15 protein-coding genes are annotated in these 15,777 nt (G+C 69.9%); 7 read left to right on the forward strand and 8 right to left on the reverse strand.

Annotation, left to right across the window (positions count from 1 at the left end; all coding sequences use genetic code 11):
• Positions 1-409, forward strand: a 409-nt coding sequence (locus WMJ97_RS10390) for a hypothetical protein (RefSeq protein WP_347348919.1), incomplete at its 5' end; no start/stop codon positions are given.
• Positions 410-557: 148 nt separating this feature from the next.
• On the opposite strand, the gene WMJ97_RS10395 is transcribed toward WMJ97_RS10390, so the two are convergent.
• The 5 genes from WMJ97_RS10395 to WMJ97_RS10415 form a co-directional block, all read right to left on the reverse strand.
• Positions 558-905 carry a hypothetical protein gene (locus WMJ97_RS10395; RefSeq protein ID WP_347348921.1) on the reverse strand — a complete coding sequence of 116 codons (348 nt, stop codon included), beginning with the start codon at positions 903-905 and terminating at the stop codon, positions 558-560.
• A 30-nt stretch (positions 906-935) separates the two neighbouring features.
• A complete protein-coding gene (locus WMJ97_RS10400; protein WP_347348922.1) occupies positions 936-2,267 on the reverse strand; it encodes an SLC13 family permease in 1,332 nt (443 codons plus the stop codon).
• Positions 2,268-2,282: 15 nt separating this feature from the next.
• Positions 2,283-3,188, reverse strand: a complete 906-nt coding sequence (dapA, locus tag WMJ97_RS10405) for a 4-hydroxy-tetrahydrodipicolinate synthase (RefSeq protein ID WP_347348923.1) — start codon at positions 3,186-3,188, stop codon at positions 2,283-2,285.
• A 34-nt stretch (positions 3,189-3,222) separates the two neighbouring features.
• Positions 3,223-4,458: an exo-alpha-sialidase gene (locus WMJ97_RS10410; RefSeq protein WP_347348924.1), complete on the reverse strand. Its 1,236-nt coding sequence runs from the start codon at positions 4,456-4,458 to the stop codon at positions 3,223-3,225.
• A 360-nt stretch (positions 4,459-4,818) separates the two neighbouring features.
• Complete coding sequence (locus WMJ97_RS10415; RefSeq protein WP_347348925.1) at positions 4,819-6,270, reverse strand: DHA2 family efflux MFS transporter permease subunit; 1,452 nt, start codon at positions 6,268-6,270, stop codon at positions 4,819-4,821.
• 389 nt (positions 6,271-6,659) lie between these two features.
• Here WMJ97_RS10415 and WMJ97_RS10420 point away from each other — a divergent pair, with 389 nt between their 5' ends.
• Positions 6,660-7,868: an MFS transporter gene (locus WMJ97_RS10420; RefSeq protein WP_347348926.1), complete on the forward strand. Its 1,209-nt coding sequence runs from the start codon at positions 6,660-6,662 to the stop codon at positions 7,866-7,868.
• An 83-nt stretch (positions 7,869-7,951) separates the two neighbouring features.
• Positions 7,952-8,857, forward strand: coding sequence for a DMT family transporter (locus WMJ97_RS10425; RefSeq protein WP_347348927.1), 906 nt, complete (start codon positions 7,952-7,954; stop codon positions 8,855-8,857).
• A 244-nt stretch (positions 8,858-9,101) separates the two neighbouring features.
• Here WMJ97_RS10425 and WMJ97_RS10430 read toward each other — a convergent pair whose 3' ends face one another.
• The 3 genes from WMJ97_RS10430 to WMJ97_RS10440 all read right to left on the reverse strand — a co-directional run bounded on the left by WMJ97_RS10430 (position 9,102) and on the right by WMJ97_RS10440 (position 11,943).
• A complete protein-coding gene (locus WMJ97_RS10430; RefSeq protein WP_347348928.1) occupies positions 9,102-10,145 on the reverse strand; it encodes a glycosyltransferase family A protein in 1,044 nt (347 codons plus the stop codon).
• Between the two features lie 13 nt (positions 10,146-10,158).
• Positions 10,159-11,373: a UDP-galactopyranose mutase gene (gene glf, locus WMJ97_RS10435; RefSeq protein WP_347348929.1), complete on the reverse strand. Its 1,215-nt coding sequence runs from the start codon at positions 11,371-11,373 to the stop codon at positions 10,159-10,161.
• Positions 11,374-11,475: 102 nt separating this feature from the next.
• On the reverse strand, positions 11,476-11,943 hold the full coding sequence (locus tag WMJ97_RS10440; protein ID WP_347348931.1) for a GatB/YqeY domain-containing protein: 468 nt from the start codon (positions 11,941-11,943) through the stop codon (positions 11,476-11,478).
• 60 nt (positions 11,944-12,003) lie between these two features.
• On the opposite strand from WMJ97_RS10440, the gene thpR reads away from it, so the two are divergent.
• From thpR to metW, 4 genes are all read left to right on the forward strand, one after another.
• Complete coding sequence (thpR, locus tag WMJ97_RS10445) at positions 12,004-12,591, forward strand: RNA 2',3'-cyclic phosphodiesterase (protein WP_347348932.1); 588 nt, start codon at positions 12,004-12,006, stop codon at positions 12,589-12,591.
• A 71-nt stretch (positions 12,592-12,662) separates the two neighbouring features.
• Positions 12,663-13,949, forward strand: a complete 1,287-nt coding sequence (locus tag WMJ97_RS10450; RefSeq protein WP_347348933.1) for an O-acetylhomoserine aminocarboxypropyltransferase/cysteine synthase family protein — start codon at positions 12,663-12,665, stop codon at positions 13,947-13,949.
• On the forward strand, positions 13,946-15,082 hold the full coding sequence (locus WMJ97_RS10455) for a homoserine O-acetyltransferase (protein WP_347348934.1): 1,137 nt from the start codon (positions 13,946-13,948) through the stop codon (positions 15,080-15,082). The genes WMJ97_RS10450 and WMJ97_RS10455 overlap by 4 nt, the downstream gene beginning before the upstream one ends.
• Positions 15,079-15,726 carry a methionine biosynthesis protein MetW gene (gene metW / locus WMJ97_RS10460; RefSeq protein ID WP_347348935.1) on the forward strand — a complete coding sequence of 216 codons (648 nt, stop codon included), beginning with the start codon at positions 15,079-15,081 and terminating at the stop codon, positions 15,724-15,726. The genes WMJ97_RS10455 and metW overlap by 4 nt, the downstream gene beginning before the upstream one ends.
• Positions 15,727-15,777: the final 51 nt, after the last annotated feature.

Genomic DNA, 15,777 nt, shown 5'->3' on the forward strand with positions numbered 1-15,777 from the left:
GCTGCGGACCGAGGTGACCGCCGTGGTCGTGCGGTTACCCGGCGGCCGGGTCGTCCGGTGGGGCAATCCCGGCACCTCGCCCGTCAAGGCGGCGGTGGGGGCCGACGAGGAAGAACGCCACGGGTCGTGGACGCTGCGGGGCCGCGCGCCGGCGTCCGGATGGGCGGTCGAGATCGACGCGGACGCCCCCGTCGCGGACGCCCTGATCCTGCCCGTGCCGCTCGTCGAGCGCCGCACGGCCGTCGACGGCGACCTGGAGAACCTCGCCGGGCGGCTCACCGCGCGCGTGACCCGCCGCGGACGCCTCGTCTGGGAGGGCGAAAGCACCCTCGCCGCGCTCGAGCGCGGCGGGCTCGGCTTGGCCGCGTCCGAGCGCCGGCGGCGCCGGGGCGGGGGCGTTTCTACCTGACGTTCTCCACACTCTGAGGTGGAGAACGTCACACACCCCGATCCACGCCGCCGTCGCGGACGTCCCTCACGACAGCCCCGGACGACCGCGGCCAGCAGGACGCCGAAGGCCCCGGTCCGAAACGGACCGGGGCCAGTGGGGCAGGGCGCTACTTCTGCATGATGTGGATGGCGAAGCCCCCGAACTCGCCGTCGAGGTAGATGTTCTGCATCCGGCCGTCGGGGAAGTGGGCGAGGGTGTCGGTGTTGAAGGTGAAGCCCTTCTCCTTGAGTTCCTCGACCGCCGACGGAAGATCATCGGTCTTCATGCCGATGTGCCCGTTGGTCCCCAGGTACTGGGTGCGGACGCACTCGAAGTAGGAGCCGGCGAACTCCGACTTCTGCCCGGCGCGGGTCTCGAGGTTGAACATCATGGCCAGCAGTTGAGCGAGTTCTGCGGCCTTCTCGGCGTTGTCGTTGTTGATGCCCACGTGGGCCAGCTCAAAGGTGTTGCTCATGTCAGGTCTGTCGATTCTGTGCGAGGGGGATCACATCGGGAACAGCAGCAGGGCACCGGCCGACAGCGCGGCGAGGCGGATGAAGTACATCGGGACGGTGAACTTCCAGAACTGCACCAAGGTGTACTTGCCGGCGCCCATGATCATCGCCGGCATGCCGTCGATGGGGAGGAAGTGGCCGTTCCAGCCCGAGATGACGATGGCTGCCGCGGCCGCCGTCGGGTCGAGACCCAGCTGGAGGCAGGTCGCGATGGCCAGCGGAGCGAACACGTAGACCGTGCCGATGGTCGATCCGGTCAGCGTGGCCAGCAGGCTGGTCAGGATGCAGAAGACGAAGACCAGCAGGAACGGGCTGACGTTCGTCCCGAGCATGCCGGCGACGGTCTCGCCGACGAGCTTGGTCAGGCCGGTGGCGCCCAGGGCGTCCGCGATGCCGATGACGCCGGCGGACATGAGGATGATCGGCTGGCTGATCGCATCGCGGATCTCGGTGAAGTCCAAAACGTTGGTCACCAGGAGGATTGCCACCGACAGGCCGGTGATGGCGTAGCCGGGGTCGCCGATGTAGCTGTACATGATCATGCCGACGACGGCCAGCGCGAAGCTGAAGTACGTGGCGTACTCCTGGCGCTTGGTGATCGTGGGGGTGGCCACCGCCGTGGCGACACCGGTGGTGTCCGCGGCGTCCACACCGGCACCGTTGGCGGGCTCGATGGCGACCTTGTCGGTCGAGGTGTCGGCGATCGGGTGGTCGGGCAGGATCTTGTAGGCCACCAGGCACCAGGCCAGGAAGCCGAGGCTCAGGACCAGGTTGACCAGCGAGAACTTGACCAGGTCGACCCGCTCCAGGAAGCCGGTGGCCTGCAGGACGGCCATGACGATGCCGTACTGAAGGGCGACGTTGAACGGCGCGAGCGGGTGGTTCGCGGCGAAGCCGGCCGGCATCAACAGGCGCGAGGGCGGCAGGAGCTTGCTGTAGGGCAAGGTCGACAGCAGGCCGATCACCAGCACGTAGTACGCCGTGGAACCGGTGCCGAAGATGCTGGCACCCAGCATGACGACGAGGATGAGCAGCACGTACGCCTTGAAGCCGCCTTTGCTCGCCATGGAGACGATCAGGTCCTTGAAGCGGGCGATGAGCGTCGTCTTCTGCAGGGCCGCGATCACCGCCATGAAGGCGGCGAGCATGATGATGGTGGAGTTGGCGAAGCCGCCGAACGCGGTCTTGATGTCGACGACGCCGAAGACCACCATCAGCAGGCAGGCGATCAGCGGCGGCACCCCGAAGGGGAGCTTGTCGACCATGATGAGGGCGATCATGAAGACCGTGATCGCCAGCGCGAAGATCATGGGAAGAGTCATGGTGAAGGTCCCTGCTCAGCTCATGCCGTTGGCGCGGTTCTCGTCGAGGACCTTCTTGAGGGCCTCGACGCCCTCGGCGGGCACCTGGTTGAACGGGGCCCGGCACTTGCCGACCTCGTACCCGAGCAGCGAGACGGCCGTCTTCACGATCGTGTTGGGGTTGCCGTACTTGAAGCAGGCGCGGAACGACGCGATGGACTCGTTCGCCGCCTTCGCCTCCTCGATCTTGCCCTCCACGAACAGGTCGTAGATGGACGCCATGACGCGCGGGTAGACGTTGGCGCAGCCCGCGATTCCGCCGGTGCCGCCGGCCAGCAGCGTCCAGATGATCAGCTGGTCGTTGCCCGACAGGATGTCGAACGACCCGACGGCCTTCTTGCGGGCGTCGAGGTACCCCAGGATGTTGGCGAAGTTCCCCGAGGAGTCCTTCGCGCCGACGATCGACTCGATCTGGGCCAGCTTGGCCACCGTGGCGGGGGCGATGGCGTTCCCGGCGCGGGCGGGGATGTTGTAGAGCACGATCGGCAGGTCGACGGCGTCCGCGACCGCCTTGTAGTGCGCGTAGAGCTCGTCCTGGCTGGCCGCGGCGAAGCTCGGCGTGATGATCGACAACACGTCGGCGCCCGCGTCCTTGGCCATCGCGCTCTGCTCGATGGTCTCCTTGGTGGAGATCGCGCCGGTGCCGGCGTAGACGGGGACGCGCCCGGCCACCTGGTCGACGACGGTGCGCAGGACGAGTTCCTTCTCGCTCGCGTTGAGGATGTAGCCCTCACCGTTCGTGCCGAACGGGAAGATGCCGTGGACGCCGCCCTCGATCTGGCGGTCGACCTGGCGACGCAGTTCCTCGGTGTTGACCGATTCGTCCTCGTGCATGGGGGTGACGATCGGGGTGACAATTCCTTTGATCTCGACGGAGGTCATCGTTGAACCTTTCTGGTGTGGTGGATGGTGGTGGTCAGGCGGTCTGCTCGGCAGACAGATCAGGGCCGGCAGAGGTGGGCCGTTCGGCCCGGATGCGCGCCAGCACGTCGCCCGGCAGGTGCACGTGTTTGATCGCCTGGCGATGCCAGGTGTAGGCCACGTGGACGCCGCCCTCGGCGTCCCCGATCACCGACGGGTACGACAGCTCACGGTTGAGGTTCTCGCGGCTGTTGTTCGACATGCAGTAGCCGTCGCCGTTCTCGATGTCATACGCGATGGGCCAGCTGCGGCCGTCGTCGTCGGAGAGGGCGAGCGTCATCGGCGCGCGCGGCGCGCCCCAGAACGCGGTGCGCTTGTCGGTCTCGAACGTCGGCTCGGCGAGCACGGGGCCGTCGGTGTCCTTCACGCCCTCGTCGTCGATCTCGTCGTACAGGGACGCCCGCCGGTCGGTCGCGTCCGCCTGGCTCGCGTAGTTCATCACCATCGCGATCTGGCCGTCGCCGAGCGCGCGGGCCTGGATGGAGGAGTTGTTGTTCGGCAGGTCGATCGGACGGCAAGGCGCCCAGGTCTCGCCTCCGTCGGTGGATTCGGTCTCGTAGACGTGGTCGGCCCAGCGCGACCGGAAGCAGGCCCAGAGCGTGCCGTCCGTCCGCGGGACGATGTTCATGTGGACGCAGCCCTCCGAGTTCGGCACCGGCGTCTCGGTCCAGGTCTCACCGGCGTCGTCGGAGTACCAGACGGACGCCGTGTCCTGATTGCCGACCCACTTCTCGCCCGGCAGCGCGATGCAGTTGAACGTCGGCAGCAAGATGCGGCCGCTCTCCAGCGCGACGGGCACCTGCCGGACGAACACGCCCTTCGGGGCGTCCTCGCCCAGCAGCGCGGTCGGCTCGTCCCAGGTCTCGCCGCCGTCGTGCGACACCCGCCTGCGGACGATCGAGGAGTCCTGGTTGCCGGCGATCTGCCCGGTGTACAGCAGCCAGACGTCGCCGTTGGGGGCGTTGAACAGGATCGGGTTCTGCTCCGACCGGCTCGAGTCGAAGCTGAGCTGCACGGGGTCGAGCCACTGGTCGGTACCGGCCCTCAGGCGGGACAGATGCACGGAGATGTCGGACACCCCCTCCTGCGTGCCGCCGAACCAGACGCACGCCAGGTCGCCGTTCGGGAGGAACGCGAGGTTCGCGGCGTGGCACTGCACGGTCGGCGTGGGCATCAGCGCCTCGGTGCCGCCGTCGGGGCGGGGGGTCAGTCGGCCGTCGAAGGTCGTCATGGTGTTCTCCTCAATCGTCGTTGGTTGTGGACGGGTCGTGGGCCCGACGAGGCAGGGCGACAGAACACTCGTGCACGCCCTGCGTCACTACCTGCGCAGATCGCGCATGAAGTGGGCTCTCAGCGCGGAGGCGCCCCCTGGACGCCGCACACCTGGCGAGATACACCGTCATCGGCTGCCTCCGTGCGTCGTAGGGAGAGGTCCTGGTGACGAAGAGTCTGGCAGAACATGCGCGAAGTGCGCAAGCGTTATGCGCGATTCGTGCGAAAATCACTCGGGCGCATGCTGCCGCACCCTGGATGCACCACGCCCCGCCCGGTCTACACCGGGCGGGGCGTGGCGACGCACGAGGGACGCCGGCTACTCCACGACGTCCGCGGGCTTGCGCAGGAACCAGGCCGCGACGACGGCGGCGGTCCAGACGGCTCCTGCGCCGAGGAAGGCCCAGTGCGACCCGGCGAGCAGGGCGTCGGCCGGGGCGGCCCCCACCGCCGCCGCCTGCGCCGACCGAGCGGCCAACACCGTGACGAACAGCGCCGTTCCCGCGGCCCCGGCGACCTGCTGGATCGTGCCGACCATGGCCGACCCGTGCGAGTACAGCCGGCCGGGCAGCGCGCCCAGCGAGACCGTGAACAGCGGCGTGAACACGAACGCGAACGCCGTGCTCATCACCGCGTGCACCGCCATGAGCTGCCACCACGGGGTGTCGTGCGTCAGCAGCGACAGGAACGCGAAGCACGCCATCACGACGATGCTCGCCGGGACGACGAGCGTCTTCGGGCCGGTCCGGTCGTAGAGGCGGCCGACCGCGGGGGAGAGCACGCCCATCATGATGCCGCCCGGCAGCATGAGCAGGCCGACCTGCACCGGCTCCATCCCGTAGGCCCGCTGCAGCAGCAGGGGAAGGGTGATGATCGTGCCGAAGAGGGCCATCATCGCGAGCGCCATCATCGCCAGGGCGACGGTGAAGATGGGGTAGCGGAACGTTCGCAGGTCGAGGAGGGCCGCATCCCTCTTCTGCAGGGAGAGCTGCCTCGCGACGAACGCGCCGAGCCCGAGCGCGCCGGCGCCCAGGGCGGCCGGCAGCGCCCACGCCGGGGCGTGGGCGTCCCCGACGAGACTCAACCCGTAGACCAGCCCGCCGAACCCGAGCACGGTGAGCGGCACGGACGCCGCGTCGAGCGGCGTGGAACGCGTCCGGCCGCCGTGGGCCAGCAGCCTCAGGCCTGCCGCCAGCATGGCCAGGGCGACCGGCAGGACGGCCGCGAAGATGAAGCGCCACGAGCCGAGTTGCAGCAGCAGGCCCGAGAGCGTGGGCCCGACCGCGGGCGCCACCGAGATCACCATCGAGATGTTGCCCATGACCGTCCCGCGGCTGCGGGCGGGGACGAGGTTCATGACGGTCGTCATGAGGAGGGGCATCATGACCGCGGTCCCGGACGCCTGCACGACGCGCCCCGCGAGCAGCACCCCGAAGGTGGGCGCGACCGCGCAGACCAACGTCCCGACGCTGAACAGGGACATGGCCAGGCCGAACGCCGCCCGGCGGGTGATGCGGTCGAGCAGCCATCCGGTCACCGGGATGACGACGGCCATCGTCAGCATGAAGCCGGTCGTGAGCCACTGGGCGGTGCGTTCGGTCACGCGGAGGTCGAGCATGATGCGCGTGAGGGCCACGTTCATCGCCGTCTCGTTCAGGATCACGACGAACGCCGCCACCAGCAGCACCCCGATGATCGAGCGGTTGCCGCGGCTCAGGCGCGACGGGACGTCCCGGGAGACGCCGGGCTCGGTGTCGGTGTCGGTGCGCATGGGGGTTCCTTCGGGACGACGCGGGTGGGACCGGTGCGCGCGGGATGCCGAGGGAGCGCGGACGCACGTCGGGTCCGTGTGGTTGAATGAACAACGATCGGACGCCGTGATGCTACCTCACCGGGCTTCCCGGCCCCGCATGACGGTGGCAACCACGGTCCAACCGCGGCCGCGGAGACGTTCGTCCGGACGCGTGTCGCGCCCCACGCGCTGTTGGCGACGCCGGGCACCTCCGCACCCGGCGTCCGCCGCTTTGCGGGGAGGACTATCCTGTCCGGCGCCGCGGGCAGCCGCGTCACCCCACCACCGGGAGGAACACCATCACCGCCATCGCTCTGTCCGAGACCCGCCTGCGTCGCCGCGCGCGGGCCGCCGGCACCGTCGGCAACATGGTCGAGTGGTTCGACTGGTCGGTCTACGGGTTCTTCGCCCCCTACTTCGCGGCGGCGTTCTTCCCGCAGGCCGACGAGACCGCCCGGCTGTTGTCGGCGTTCGCCGTGTTCGCGGTCGGCTTCTTCGTCCGCCCGCTGGGCGGGGCTGTGCTCGGTTCGTACGCCGACCGCCACGGACGCCGCGCCGGCATGACCCTCACCATCCTGCTCATGGCCGTGGCGAGCCTCGTCATGGCCCTCCTGCCGACGTGGCACGCCATCGGGGTGGCCGCGCCGCTCCTGCTCGTCCTGGCGCGCTGCGTCCAGGGATTCTCGGCGGGCGGCGAGTTCGGCACCTCGTCGGCCTTCCTCGTCGAGAACGCCGAGCGCGGAGGGCGCGCGCGGGCCGGCTCGTGGCAGCAGGTCTCGGTGGGGGCCGGCACGCTGGCGGCGTCCGCTCTGGCCGCGGCGATGTTCGCGACCATGACGCCCGAGGCCCTCACGAGCTGGGGCTGGCGCGTGGCTTTCGGCCTGGGCGCCGTCTTCGGGCTGGTCGGCCTCTACCTGCGGCGGCGCGTCCCCGAGACGGACGCCTTCTCCGCGACTCGCACATCCGGACGCCTCCAGCGCAGGCCGCTCACGGCCGTCCTCCGGACGCACCCGGCCGCCGCCCTCCGCGTCATCGCCCTCGTCGCTGCCGGCACGGGGCTCGTCCAGTTCTGGTTCGTCTACCTGCCCACGTTCGCGAAGCTGCACGTCGGCGTCCCGCTGGCGATCAGTCAGCCGGCCGCGATGGTCGCGCTGGCCGTCTTCACCGTCCTGCAGCCGCTGTCCGGCGCGCTGAGCGACCGGTACGGGCGGCGTCCACTGCTGCTGTTCTTCGCGCTCGGGTCGGCCGCGACGTTCACCCCGCTCGTGCTCGGCATGCGGCCGACGCTGATGGGAGTGCTCGTGCCGGCCCTGCTGAGCGCGGTGTTCCTCGCGGCCTACGCCGGCTCGCTGGCCGCGGTGATGGCCGAGCAGTTCCCGCCCGAGGTCCGCACCGCCGGCATCTCCCTGCCGTACGGGTTGGCGGTCGCCGTCTTCGGCGGGCTCACCCCGACGCTCGCCACCGGGCTCATCGGGCAGGGCCGCCTGTGGGTGTTCCTGCTGATCGTGGTCGGCGTGTGTCTCGCGTCGGCGCTCGCGTTCTTCACCATGCCCGAGACCGCGGATCGCGACGTCTGAACGAATCCCGACGGTGCGGTGACGTGCGGGCCTACGTGAGGGTGCAGTAGGTTGGGCGCCGGACCCGCGGACGAAGGAGCTGCATGCCGCAGAACATCCCCCTCGCCATCGCGCTCGTCGTCGTGGGCTCGTTCTGCTTCGCGGCGTCCGCGTCGGTTCAGCACAACGCCGTCGGCCGGCAAGTAGAGGACGCCTCTGAGCGCAAGTCGATGAGCGTGCGCCGGCTGCTCCACCTGCTGCGCTCGCGGCGCTGGTGGGCGGGCCTTGCCCTGCTCGGGGCGTCCGCCGCCCTGCAAGTGACGGCCCTTTTGATGGCCCCGGTGTCGGTGGTGCAGCCCGTGGGGCTGCTGGCGTTCCCGTGGTCGGTGATTCTGGCCGCCCGCATCCACCGCACGCGCGTGCCCGGCCGCATGAGGCTCTCCCTGGTCGTCACCGTCGCGGCGACCCTCGGCTTCACGATCCTCACCGGCGTCCACGCGACGACGGGCAAGGGGCTGCAGGCCTACCAGATCGTCATCGGCGCGCTGGTGGTTTACGCGTTCGCGATCGCGTTCTCGTCCATGGGACGCGGCGGGCCGAAAGACCTCCGCTGCCTGTTCTGGGCGTCCGCCGGCGCCCTGTTCTACGGTCTCGAGGCCGCCCTGGTGAAGGCGATGATCGAGTACGCCCAAGAGCAGCAGTCGTGGCTCACCGACCCCCTCATCTGGGGCATCGTCGGCGCGCTCATCCTCGGCAGCGTCATGGCCGGCGCGCTCATCCAGCAGGGGTACGCCACCGGGCCGGCCGAGATCGTCGTGGGCTCGATGACCGTGACCAGCCCCGTCGTCGCCGTGCTGTACGGCTTCCTGGTGCTGGGGGAGGGCAAGCACCTGACCCTCCCCGTCGTCGCCGGCATGCTCGTGCTCGGGCTCGTGGCGATCGGGGGCGTGGCGTCCCTGACGCGGTACCACCCCTCCTACGAGGCCGACCAGGCACGGATGGACTCCTGACCCACCCGCTGGCCCGCCCGCGCGGGCCCGTGGCGCCTGGGGCGTCTCTCGAGCATCCATTCGAGCGCCCAGGTCGTCAGCCCCGCGAGCCCCCGTGTCACCGCACCGTCTGCTCACCCGTTGTGTTTGCTCACGAGGTGTGGGCAAGCCACACGGAACCCCCCGGGGGGGCCGTTGGACGCCCCCGGGCGGGGGCGTCCAGACCTCAGTCGCCGGGCGTCGACGATCCTCGGTTGGACGATCCTCAGTTGAACCGGTACATCTGCTGGGCGACGCGGTACAGCCGCAGGGACGCCGCCCGCCCGGCCTTGCCGGGGAAGTTCGACCCCAGCGGCAGGGCGGCGCGACGCATGCGTCGGTAGAGCTTCGGGTTGCGCTCCTTCAGGTGCGCCCACATCTCGTCGCGCTGGCGCAGGGCGTCGGTGTTGCCGGCGTTGTGCGCGAGGATCGAGATGATCGAGCTGGCCGCCAGGATCAGCGCGAGGTAGGCCTCCATGTACCGGGCCAGCCGGTCGTTGCCGGCCGCCTCGGGCAACTGGTGGGCGTCCACCATCACCCGGGTGATGCGCATCTGCTGGTCGAGCCGCGAGATCATCACGGGCTCATTCACCGACTGGTCGTCGCGCCCGATGAAGTAGCGGTACAGGTCCACCGGCAGGTAGTACAGCGTCTCCACCGACGGCAGCGGGACGTACACGAAGATGTTGTCCACGTAGAACGTGTGCGTCGGCAGTTGCAGCCCGCACTCCCGCAGCAGTTCGGTGCGGAAGATCGCCGAGTGCATGAGGATGTTCTGCCCGACGCCGAAGTGCCGCACCTGATCCCAGCCGAAGCGGCGGTTCTCGGGCAGGGCGCCCTTGTAGTTGATGACGCGGTGGGTTCCGGTCGCGGTGTGCTCGTAGACGTAGTTGCACACCATGAGGTCGATCTTGCTGTCCCCGGCGATGAACCCCCGCAGCTTGGCCAGCATCAGGTGCGAGGCGTGGGCGTCCAGCCAGTCGTCGGAGTCGACGACCTTGAAATACACCCCGGACGCCGCCGCCAGCCCGGTGTTCACCGCGCCGCCGTGGCCGGCGTTCTCCTGGTGGATGGCCCGGATGACGTCCGGACGCCGGGCCGCCCAGGCGTCCGCCTTGGCCGCCGTGTTGTCCTTCGTGGAGCCGTCGTCGACGATGATGATCTCGACGTCGTCACCCCCCACGAGCAGCGACTCGATGCAGTGGTCCATGTAGGCCGCCGAGTTATAGCAGGGGATGACGTAGCTGATCGTCTTCTGGTTGTCGGACACGTGCTTCTTTCGTTCAGTCGGCGAGCAGTCGATCGGCGAGCTTCAGCGCCCGCGCGACGACCTGATCCATGTTGAAGTAGCGGTACTCGGCGAGGCGGCCGATCGCGTGGAAGTCGGGCAGCTCGCTCGCCAGCTCGGCGTAGCGCCCGTGCAGCTCCAGGTTCGCCGGATCGATGATCGGGTAGTACGCCTCGTCGGTGCTGTCGGGGACATAGTCGCGCGGGAACTCCCGGACGATCGTCGTCCGGCCCGGCGCGTCCTGCCTGGTCAGATGCTTGAACTCGGTGATGCGCGTGAAGTCTTCGCTGACGGTGTAGTTCACGGTGCCGGAGGGCTGGAACCGGTCCTGCTGCAGGGTCTCGAAGTCGAAGTCGAGCGTCCGGTAGGGCAGCGAGCCGAACCGGTTGCCGAATAGCTCGTCGAGCGGGCCGGTGTAGATCACCGTGCCGCCGAACGGCTCGCCGCCGACGCGCACCTCGCCGTCGCCGAACTCGAACACCTGCCGGGCATCCACGCCCAGCCGGACCTCGATGCCCGGGTGCTCCAGCATGCACTGCACGAGCGCGGTGTAGCCGTCGACGGGCAGGCCCTGGTGGGCGTCCTGGAAGTAGCGGCAGTCTTCGGAGATGAACACCGGGACGCGCGCCGTCACCGACTCGTCGACCTCGTCGGGCCCGACGCCCCACTGCTTGGTCGTGTAGGTGAGGAACACGTTGCGATACACGTAGTCGGCGACCTCGGCGAGGTCGGCGTCGCTCTCCTCGCGCAGCTGCCGGATCGTCACCTTCTCGCCGTCACCGAACCGGCCGACCAGCTTCGCGATCAGCTCGTCGCCGCGCTGCTTGCCGAACGCGAGCCGCAGCGAGATCTTGTTGACCGGCACGGGCAGGAACAGCCCGTGCACGTTGGCGAGCACCTCGTGGCTGTAGCCGTTCCAGTCCGTGAACCGCGACAGGTACTCCACGACGCGCTGGTTGTTCGTGTGGAAGATGTGTGGGCCGTACTGGTGAATCAGGACGCCGGCCTCGTCGACGACGTCGTAGGCGTTGCCGGCGACGTGCTGCCGGGCCTCGAGGACGACGACCCGGCGGCCGCCGCGCTCGGCGAGTTCGCGGGCGATCGTGGACCCGGCGAGCCCGGCGCCCACGACCAGCACGTCGGCCCCCGACACGGGTGCGGACGCCCCCGGCCCGTCCGGCCGGGGGGTGGGTTCAGTGGTGGAAGACATCTGGTGGAGCCTATCGTGCCGGACGCCGCCCCGCGCGCAGCAGGCGCGCGCGGCGGCGTCCTGGGGCGGGGAGACGTGCCCCCCGCACTCTCGGACGCCGCGTCAGCCCAGCGCTGCCCGCACCTTGGCCGCGATCTCGCCGCCCTGGGCGCGGCCCTGAGCCCGCCCGTTGACGGCCCTGATGATCTGGCCCATCTGCTTCATGGTCGGCTTCGCCGCCGCGGACGCCTCGGCTGCGGCGACCTCCTCGGCCACCAGGGCGTCCAACTCCGCCTCGGTGAGCGGCGCCGGCAGGTACCGGCCGATCAGCTCGGCCTCCGCCGTCTCCTTCTCCGCGAGCTCGGGGCGGTTGCCCGCGGTGTAGGCCTCCGCCGAATCCCGCCGGCGGTTGACCTCGCGCGTCAGCACGGCGATCTCGTCGGCCTCGCTCAGGTCGCGGGCCGCCTTGCCGGCCACCTTCTCGTTCTTCAGCGCGCCGATCGCCATGCGCAGCGTGGTCGTCGTGGACCGGTCACCCGCCTTCATCGCCGCCACCATGTCGTCGTGCAGTCGGTTCTCCAGAACGCCCATCGTCACCCTTTCGTCGTGCCCGGCTATTGTTCCACGCCGTTCAGTCTTACGATCGGGCGCATGGGAGCCCGTATGTTCACCGCCATCGTCCCGCCGCCCGACGTCGTCGCGGCCGTGGACGATTTTCTTCAGCCTCGGCGCGACGCCGACAACCGACTCGCGTGGACGCGCACCGAGTCCTGGCACGTCACGACCGCGTTCATGGCCGACGTGCCCAGCCGCAACCTCGAACGACTCGAAGAGTCGCTCTCCGACGCGGCCGCGCGCACCGACCCGTTCGAGCTGCGCCTCGGCGGCGGGGGCAGCTTTCCGTACGTCGCCGCGGCACGCACGCTGTGGTTCGGCGTGACCCACGGCCGCTCCGAGGTCAGCGCGCTGGCGACCCGGTGCCGCAACGCGGCCGACCGGGCGGGCATCCCGGTCGACGGGGCGAAGTTCTTCCCGCACCTGACGGTCGCGCGCACGCGCCAGCCGTTCAACGCGACGAAGTGGATCGGCATCCTGGACACGTTCGAGGAGGCGTCCTGGCAGGCGACCGAACTGCAGCTCATCGAGTCCCACCTGCACGACAAGGGCCACCGCTACGAGACGATCGCGACGTTCCCGCTCGGCGGAATCGCCGGCAAGACCGCCACGACGGCCGCCTGAGGTCGCCTAACCTAGGTCGTCGCCGGGGCGGGCAACCCAGCCGCGGCCGGGGAACGACGACAAGGGGAGTCATGGAGTACCGCATCGAGACGCTGGCGGTTCACGCGGGCCAGGAGCAATCCGATCCGACCACCCGGGCGCGGGCCGTCCCGATCTACAACACGACGTCGTACACGTTCGACAACACCCAGCACGCGGCCGACGTGTTCGCGCTGCGCGTCCCGGGCAACATCTACACGCGCATCACGAACCCCACCCAGGCCATCTTCGAAGACCGCGTCACGCAGCTCGAAGGCGGCATCGCGTCCCTCGCGACGGCGACCGGAGCGGCCGCCGTCACGTACGCCGTCGAGAACTTGTGCGGCGCCGGCGACAACTTCGTCGCCTGCAGCAAGCTCTACGGCGGCACGTTCGCGCTCTTCGCGCACACGCTGCCGCAGTTCGGCATCGAGTGCCGGTTCGTCGATCCCGACGACCCGGCGGCCCTGGACGCCGTCGTCGACGGCCGCACGAAGCTCGTCTTCGGCGAGAGCCTCGGGAACCCGGCCCTGAACGTGTGGGACCTGGACGCCTGGGCCGACGTCGCCCACGCCCACGGCCTGCCGCTCGTCGTCGACAACACCGTGCCGACGCCCTACCTGTGCCGCGTGTTCGACCACGGTGCCGACGTCGCGGTGCACGCGGCGACGAAGTACATGGGCGGCCACGGCACGCACATGGGCGGCATCATCGTCGACTCGGGCACCTTCGACTGGCTGGCCAACGCCGAGCGGTTCCCGAACCTCACCAGCCCCGACCACGCCTATCACGAGACGGTCTGGACGGACGCGGCCGGCCCGGCCGCCTACATCACCCGGGCCCGCACCGTGCTCATGCGCAACACGGGGGCGACGATCGCCCCCGAGAGCGCCTTCCAGTTCTGCGTGGGCCTGGAGACGCTGCACCTGCGCATGGAGCGGCACAGCAGCAACGCACTGTCGGTGGCCCGCTACCTGCAGGACCACCCCGACGTCGCCTGGGTGAACTACCCCGGGCTCGAGGGTGACCGCTACCACGAGACGGCGGCGCGCATCCTGGACGGCAACGGGTTCGGCGGCCTCGTGTCGTTCGGGCTCAAGGCCGGCCGGGCCGCCGGGTCGACGTTCATCGAGAGCCTCGGGCTGTTCAGCCACTTGGCGAACATCGGGGACGCGAAGAGCCTCGCCATCCACAACGCGACGACGACCCACTCCCAGCTCACCGAAGAGGAGCTGGTGGCCGCCGGCGTCGCGCCCGAGGGCGTCCGGCTGTCGATCGGCATCGAGAACTCCGACGACCTGATCGCCGACCTGGATCAGGCGCTGGCGGCGACGCATTGAGCGCTGAGCACACCGGCTCCCTCGGCGTGACCCGCACCGAGGTCGTCCGGCTGTTCACCGAGGACGAGCCGCTGCGGCTGGCGTCCGGACGCACGCTGGGGCCGGTCGACGTCGCCTACGAGACGTACGGCACGCTCAACGCGGACGCGAGCAACGCCGTGCTGGTATGCCACGCCCTCACCGGGGACGCCCACGCGGCCGGCTTCCACGAGGGCGACAAGCGTCCGGGGTGGTGGGACACGCTGATCGGCCCGGGCAAACCGCTGGACACCGACCGGTTCTTCGTCATCTGCAGCAACCTGCTCGGCGGCTGCCAGGGGACGACGGGGCCGTCGTCGCCGCGGCCCGACACGGGCGAGCCGTACGGGCTCGACTTCCCGCTGGTGCTCATGGAGGACTTCGTGAACGTCCACCGGGCGCTGGCCCGGCATCTGGGCGTCGGCAAGCTGCTGGCCGCGATCGGCGGCTCGATGGGCGGCATGCAGGTGCTCGACTGGTCGCTGCGCTACCCCGAGGAGCTGGCCAACGCGATCATCGTCGCCGCGTCCAGCCGGCTGACGGCCCAGAACATCGCGTTCTCGGCGGTCGCACGGCGGGCGATCGTCGACGACCCCGACTTCCGCGACGGCCGCTACGCCGCCGAGGGCACGAGCCCCGACGTCGGCCTCGCGATCGCGCGCATGATGGCCCACATCACCTACATGTCGGAGGACGCGCTCGACGAGAAGTTCGGCCGGGCCTACCAGCAGCAGGTCCGCAAGCCGGGCTTCGGCATCGACTTCGCGGTCGAGAGCTACCTCGACCACCAGGGGCAGGCGTTCCTCGCCCGGTTCGACGCCTTGTCGTACCTGTACCTGACCCGCTCGATGGACTACTTCGACCCGTTCGCCGAGACGCCGCCCCGCGTCCGGCCCGACCCGGTGAAGTACCTCGTGCTCTCCTTCGACAGCGACTGGCGCTTCGACACCGAGCACAGCCGGCGGATCGTCCGGCACCTGGAGCGCGGACGCCTGCCCGTCACCTTCCGCGAGCTCAGCTCGCCGTGGGGGCACGACTCGTTCCTGCTGGACAACGACGACTACCACGCCACCGTCCGCGCCTACCTCGACCGCGCCCTGGAGGTGGGGCTGTGAACGACTTCTCCGCGCACCCCAGCGCCCGCAACGGACGCCCCGCGCGCGATCTCCGCGTCGACCTCGGCCTGGTCGCGGCGCAGATTCCGGCGTCCTCGCGCGTGCTCGATCTCGGCTGCGGCACGGGAACGCTCCTGTCGTACCTCATGGCGGAGCGCGACTGCACGGGCACCGGCGTCGAGATCGACCCGCAGAAGGTGGTGCGGGCGATCCGCCGGGGCGTCCCGGTGATCGAGCTGGATCTGGACCGGCAGCTCGACCAGTTCTCCGACAACAGCTACGACGTGTGCGTCCTGTCGCGGACGCTGCAGACCATCCAGCGGCCCGCCCACGTGCTCAAGCACATGGGGCGCATCGCCAACCTGATGGTCGTGTCGGTGCCGAACTTCGGCTGGTGGGGCCACCGGCTTCGCCTCCTCGGCGGGCACATGCCGATGTCGAAGGAACTGCCGTACAGCTGGTACGACACCCCCAACATCCGCCACACCACGCTGCTCGACCTCGAAGAGCTCTTCGACCAGCTCGGCTTCGTCGTGGAGCGCAAATACTCCTACACCCTGCGCGGACGCCGGCTGCACATGCAGGGCCACATCTCGAATCTGCTGGCCGGGGCCGCCGTGTACGTGCTGCGTCCGGGCCGCTGAGGGGACGCCGTCCCCCTCGGACGCCCGCGCCCAGTGGCCGCGTCCGGGGCC

The organism is Nigerium sp., assembly GCF_039811905.1.
In the GTDB taxonomy this organism is placed as follows: Bacteria; Actinomycetota; Actinomycetes; order Propionibacteriales; family Propionibacteriaceae; genus Propioniciclava.

Bases quoted from the DNA above. Each gene is read 5' to 3' on its own strand.
- WMJ97_RS10395 (WP_347348921.1), bottom strand. From the start codon at position 905: ATGAGCAACACCTTTGAGCTGGCCCACGTGGGCATCAACAACGACAAC.
- WMJ97_RS10440 (WP_347348931.1), bottom strand. From the start codon at position 11,943: ATGGGCGTTCTGGAGAACCGACTGCACGACGACATGGTGGCGGCGATG.
- WMJ97_RS10450 (WP_347348933.1), top strand. From the start codon at position 12,663: ATGGAGTACCGCATCGAGACGCTGGCGGTTCACGCGGGCCAGGAGCAA.
- WMJ97_RS10420 (WP_347348926.1), top strand. From the start codon at position 6,660: ATGGTCGAGTGGTTCGACTGGTCGGTCTACGGGTTCTTCGCCCCCTAC.
- WMJ97_RS10400 (WP_347348922.1), bottom strand. From the start codon at position 2,267: ATGACTCTTCCCATGATCTTCGCGCTGGCGATCACGGTCTTCATGATC.
- WMJ97_RS10410 (WP_347348924.1), bottom strand. From the start codon at position 4,458: ATGACGACCTTCGACGGCCGACTGACCCCCCGCCCCGACGGCGGCACC.
- WMJ97_RS10415 (WP_347348925.1), bottom strand. From the start codon at position 6,270: ATGCGCACCGACACCGACACCGAGCCCGGCGTCTCCCGGGACGTCCCG.
- thpR (WP_347348932.1), top strand. From the start codon at position 12,004: ATGGGAGCCCGTATGTTCACCGCCATCGTCCCGCCGCCCGACGTCGTC.
- glf (WP_347348929.1), bottom strand. From the start codon at position 11,373: ATGTCTTCCACCACTGAACCCACCCCCCGGCCGGACGGGCCGGGGGCG.
- dapA (WP_347348923.1), bottom strand. From the start codon at position 3,188: ATGACCTCCGTCGAGATCAAAGGAATTGTCACCCCGATCGTCACCCCC.
- WMJ97_RS10425 (WP_347348927.1), top strand. From the start codon at position 7,952: ATGCCGCAGAACATCCCCCTCGCCATCGCGCTCGTCGTCGTGGGCTCG.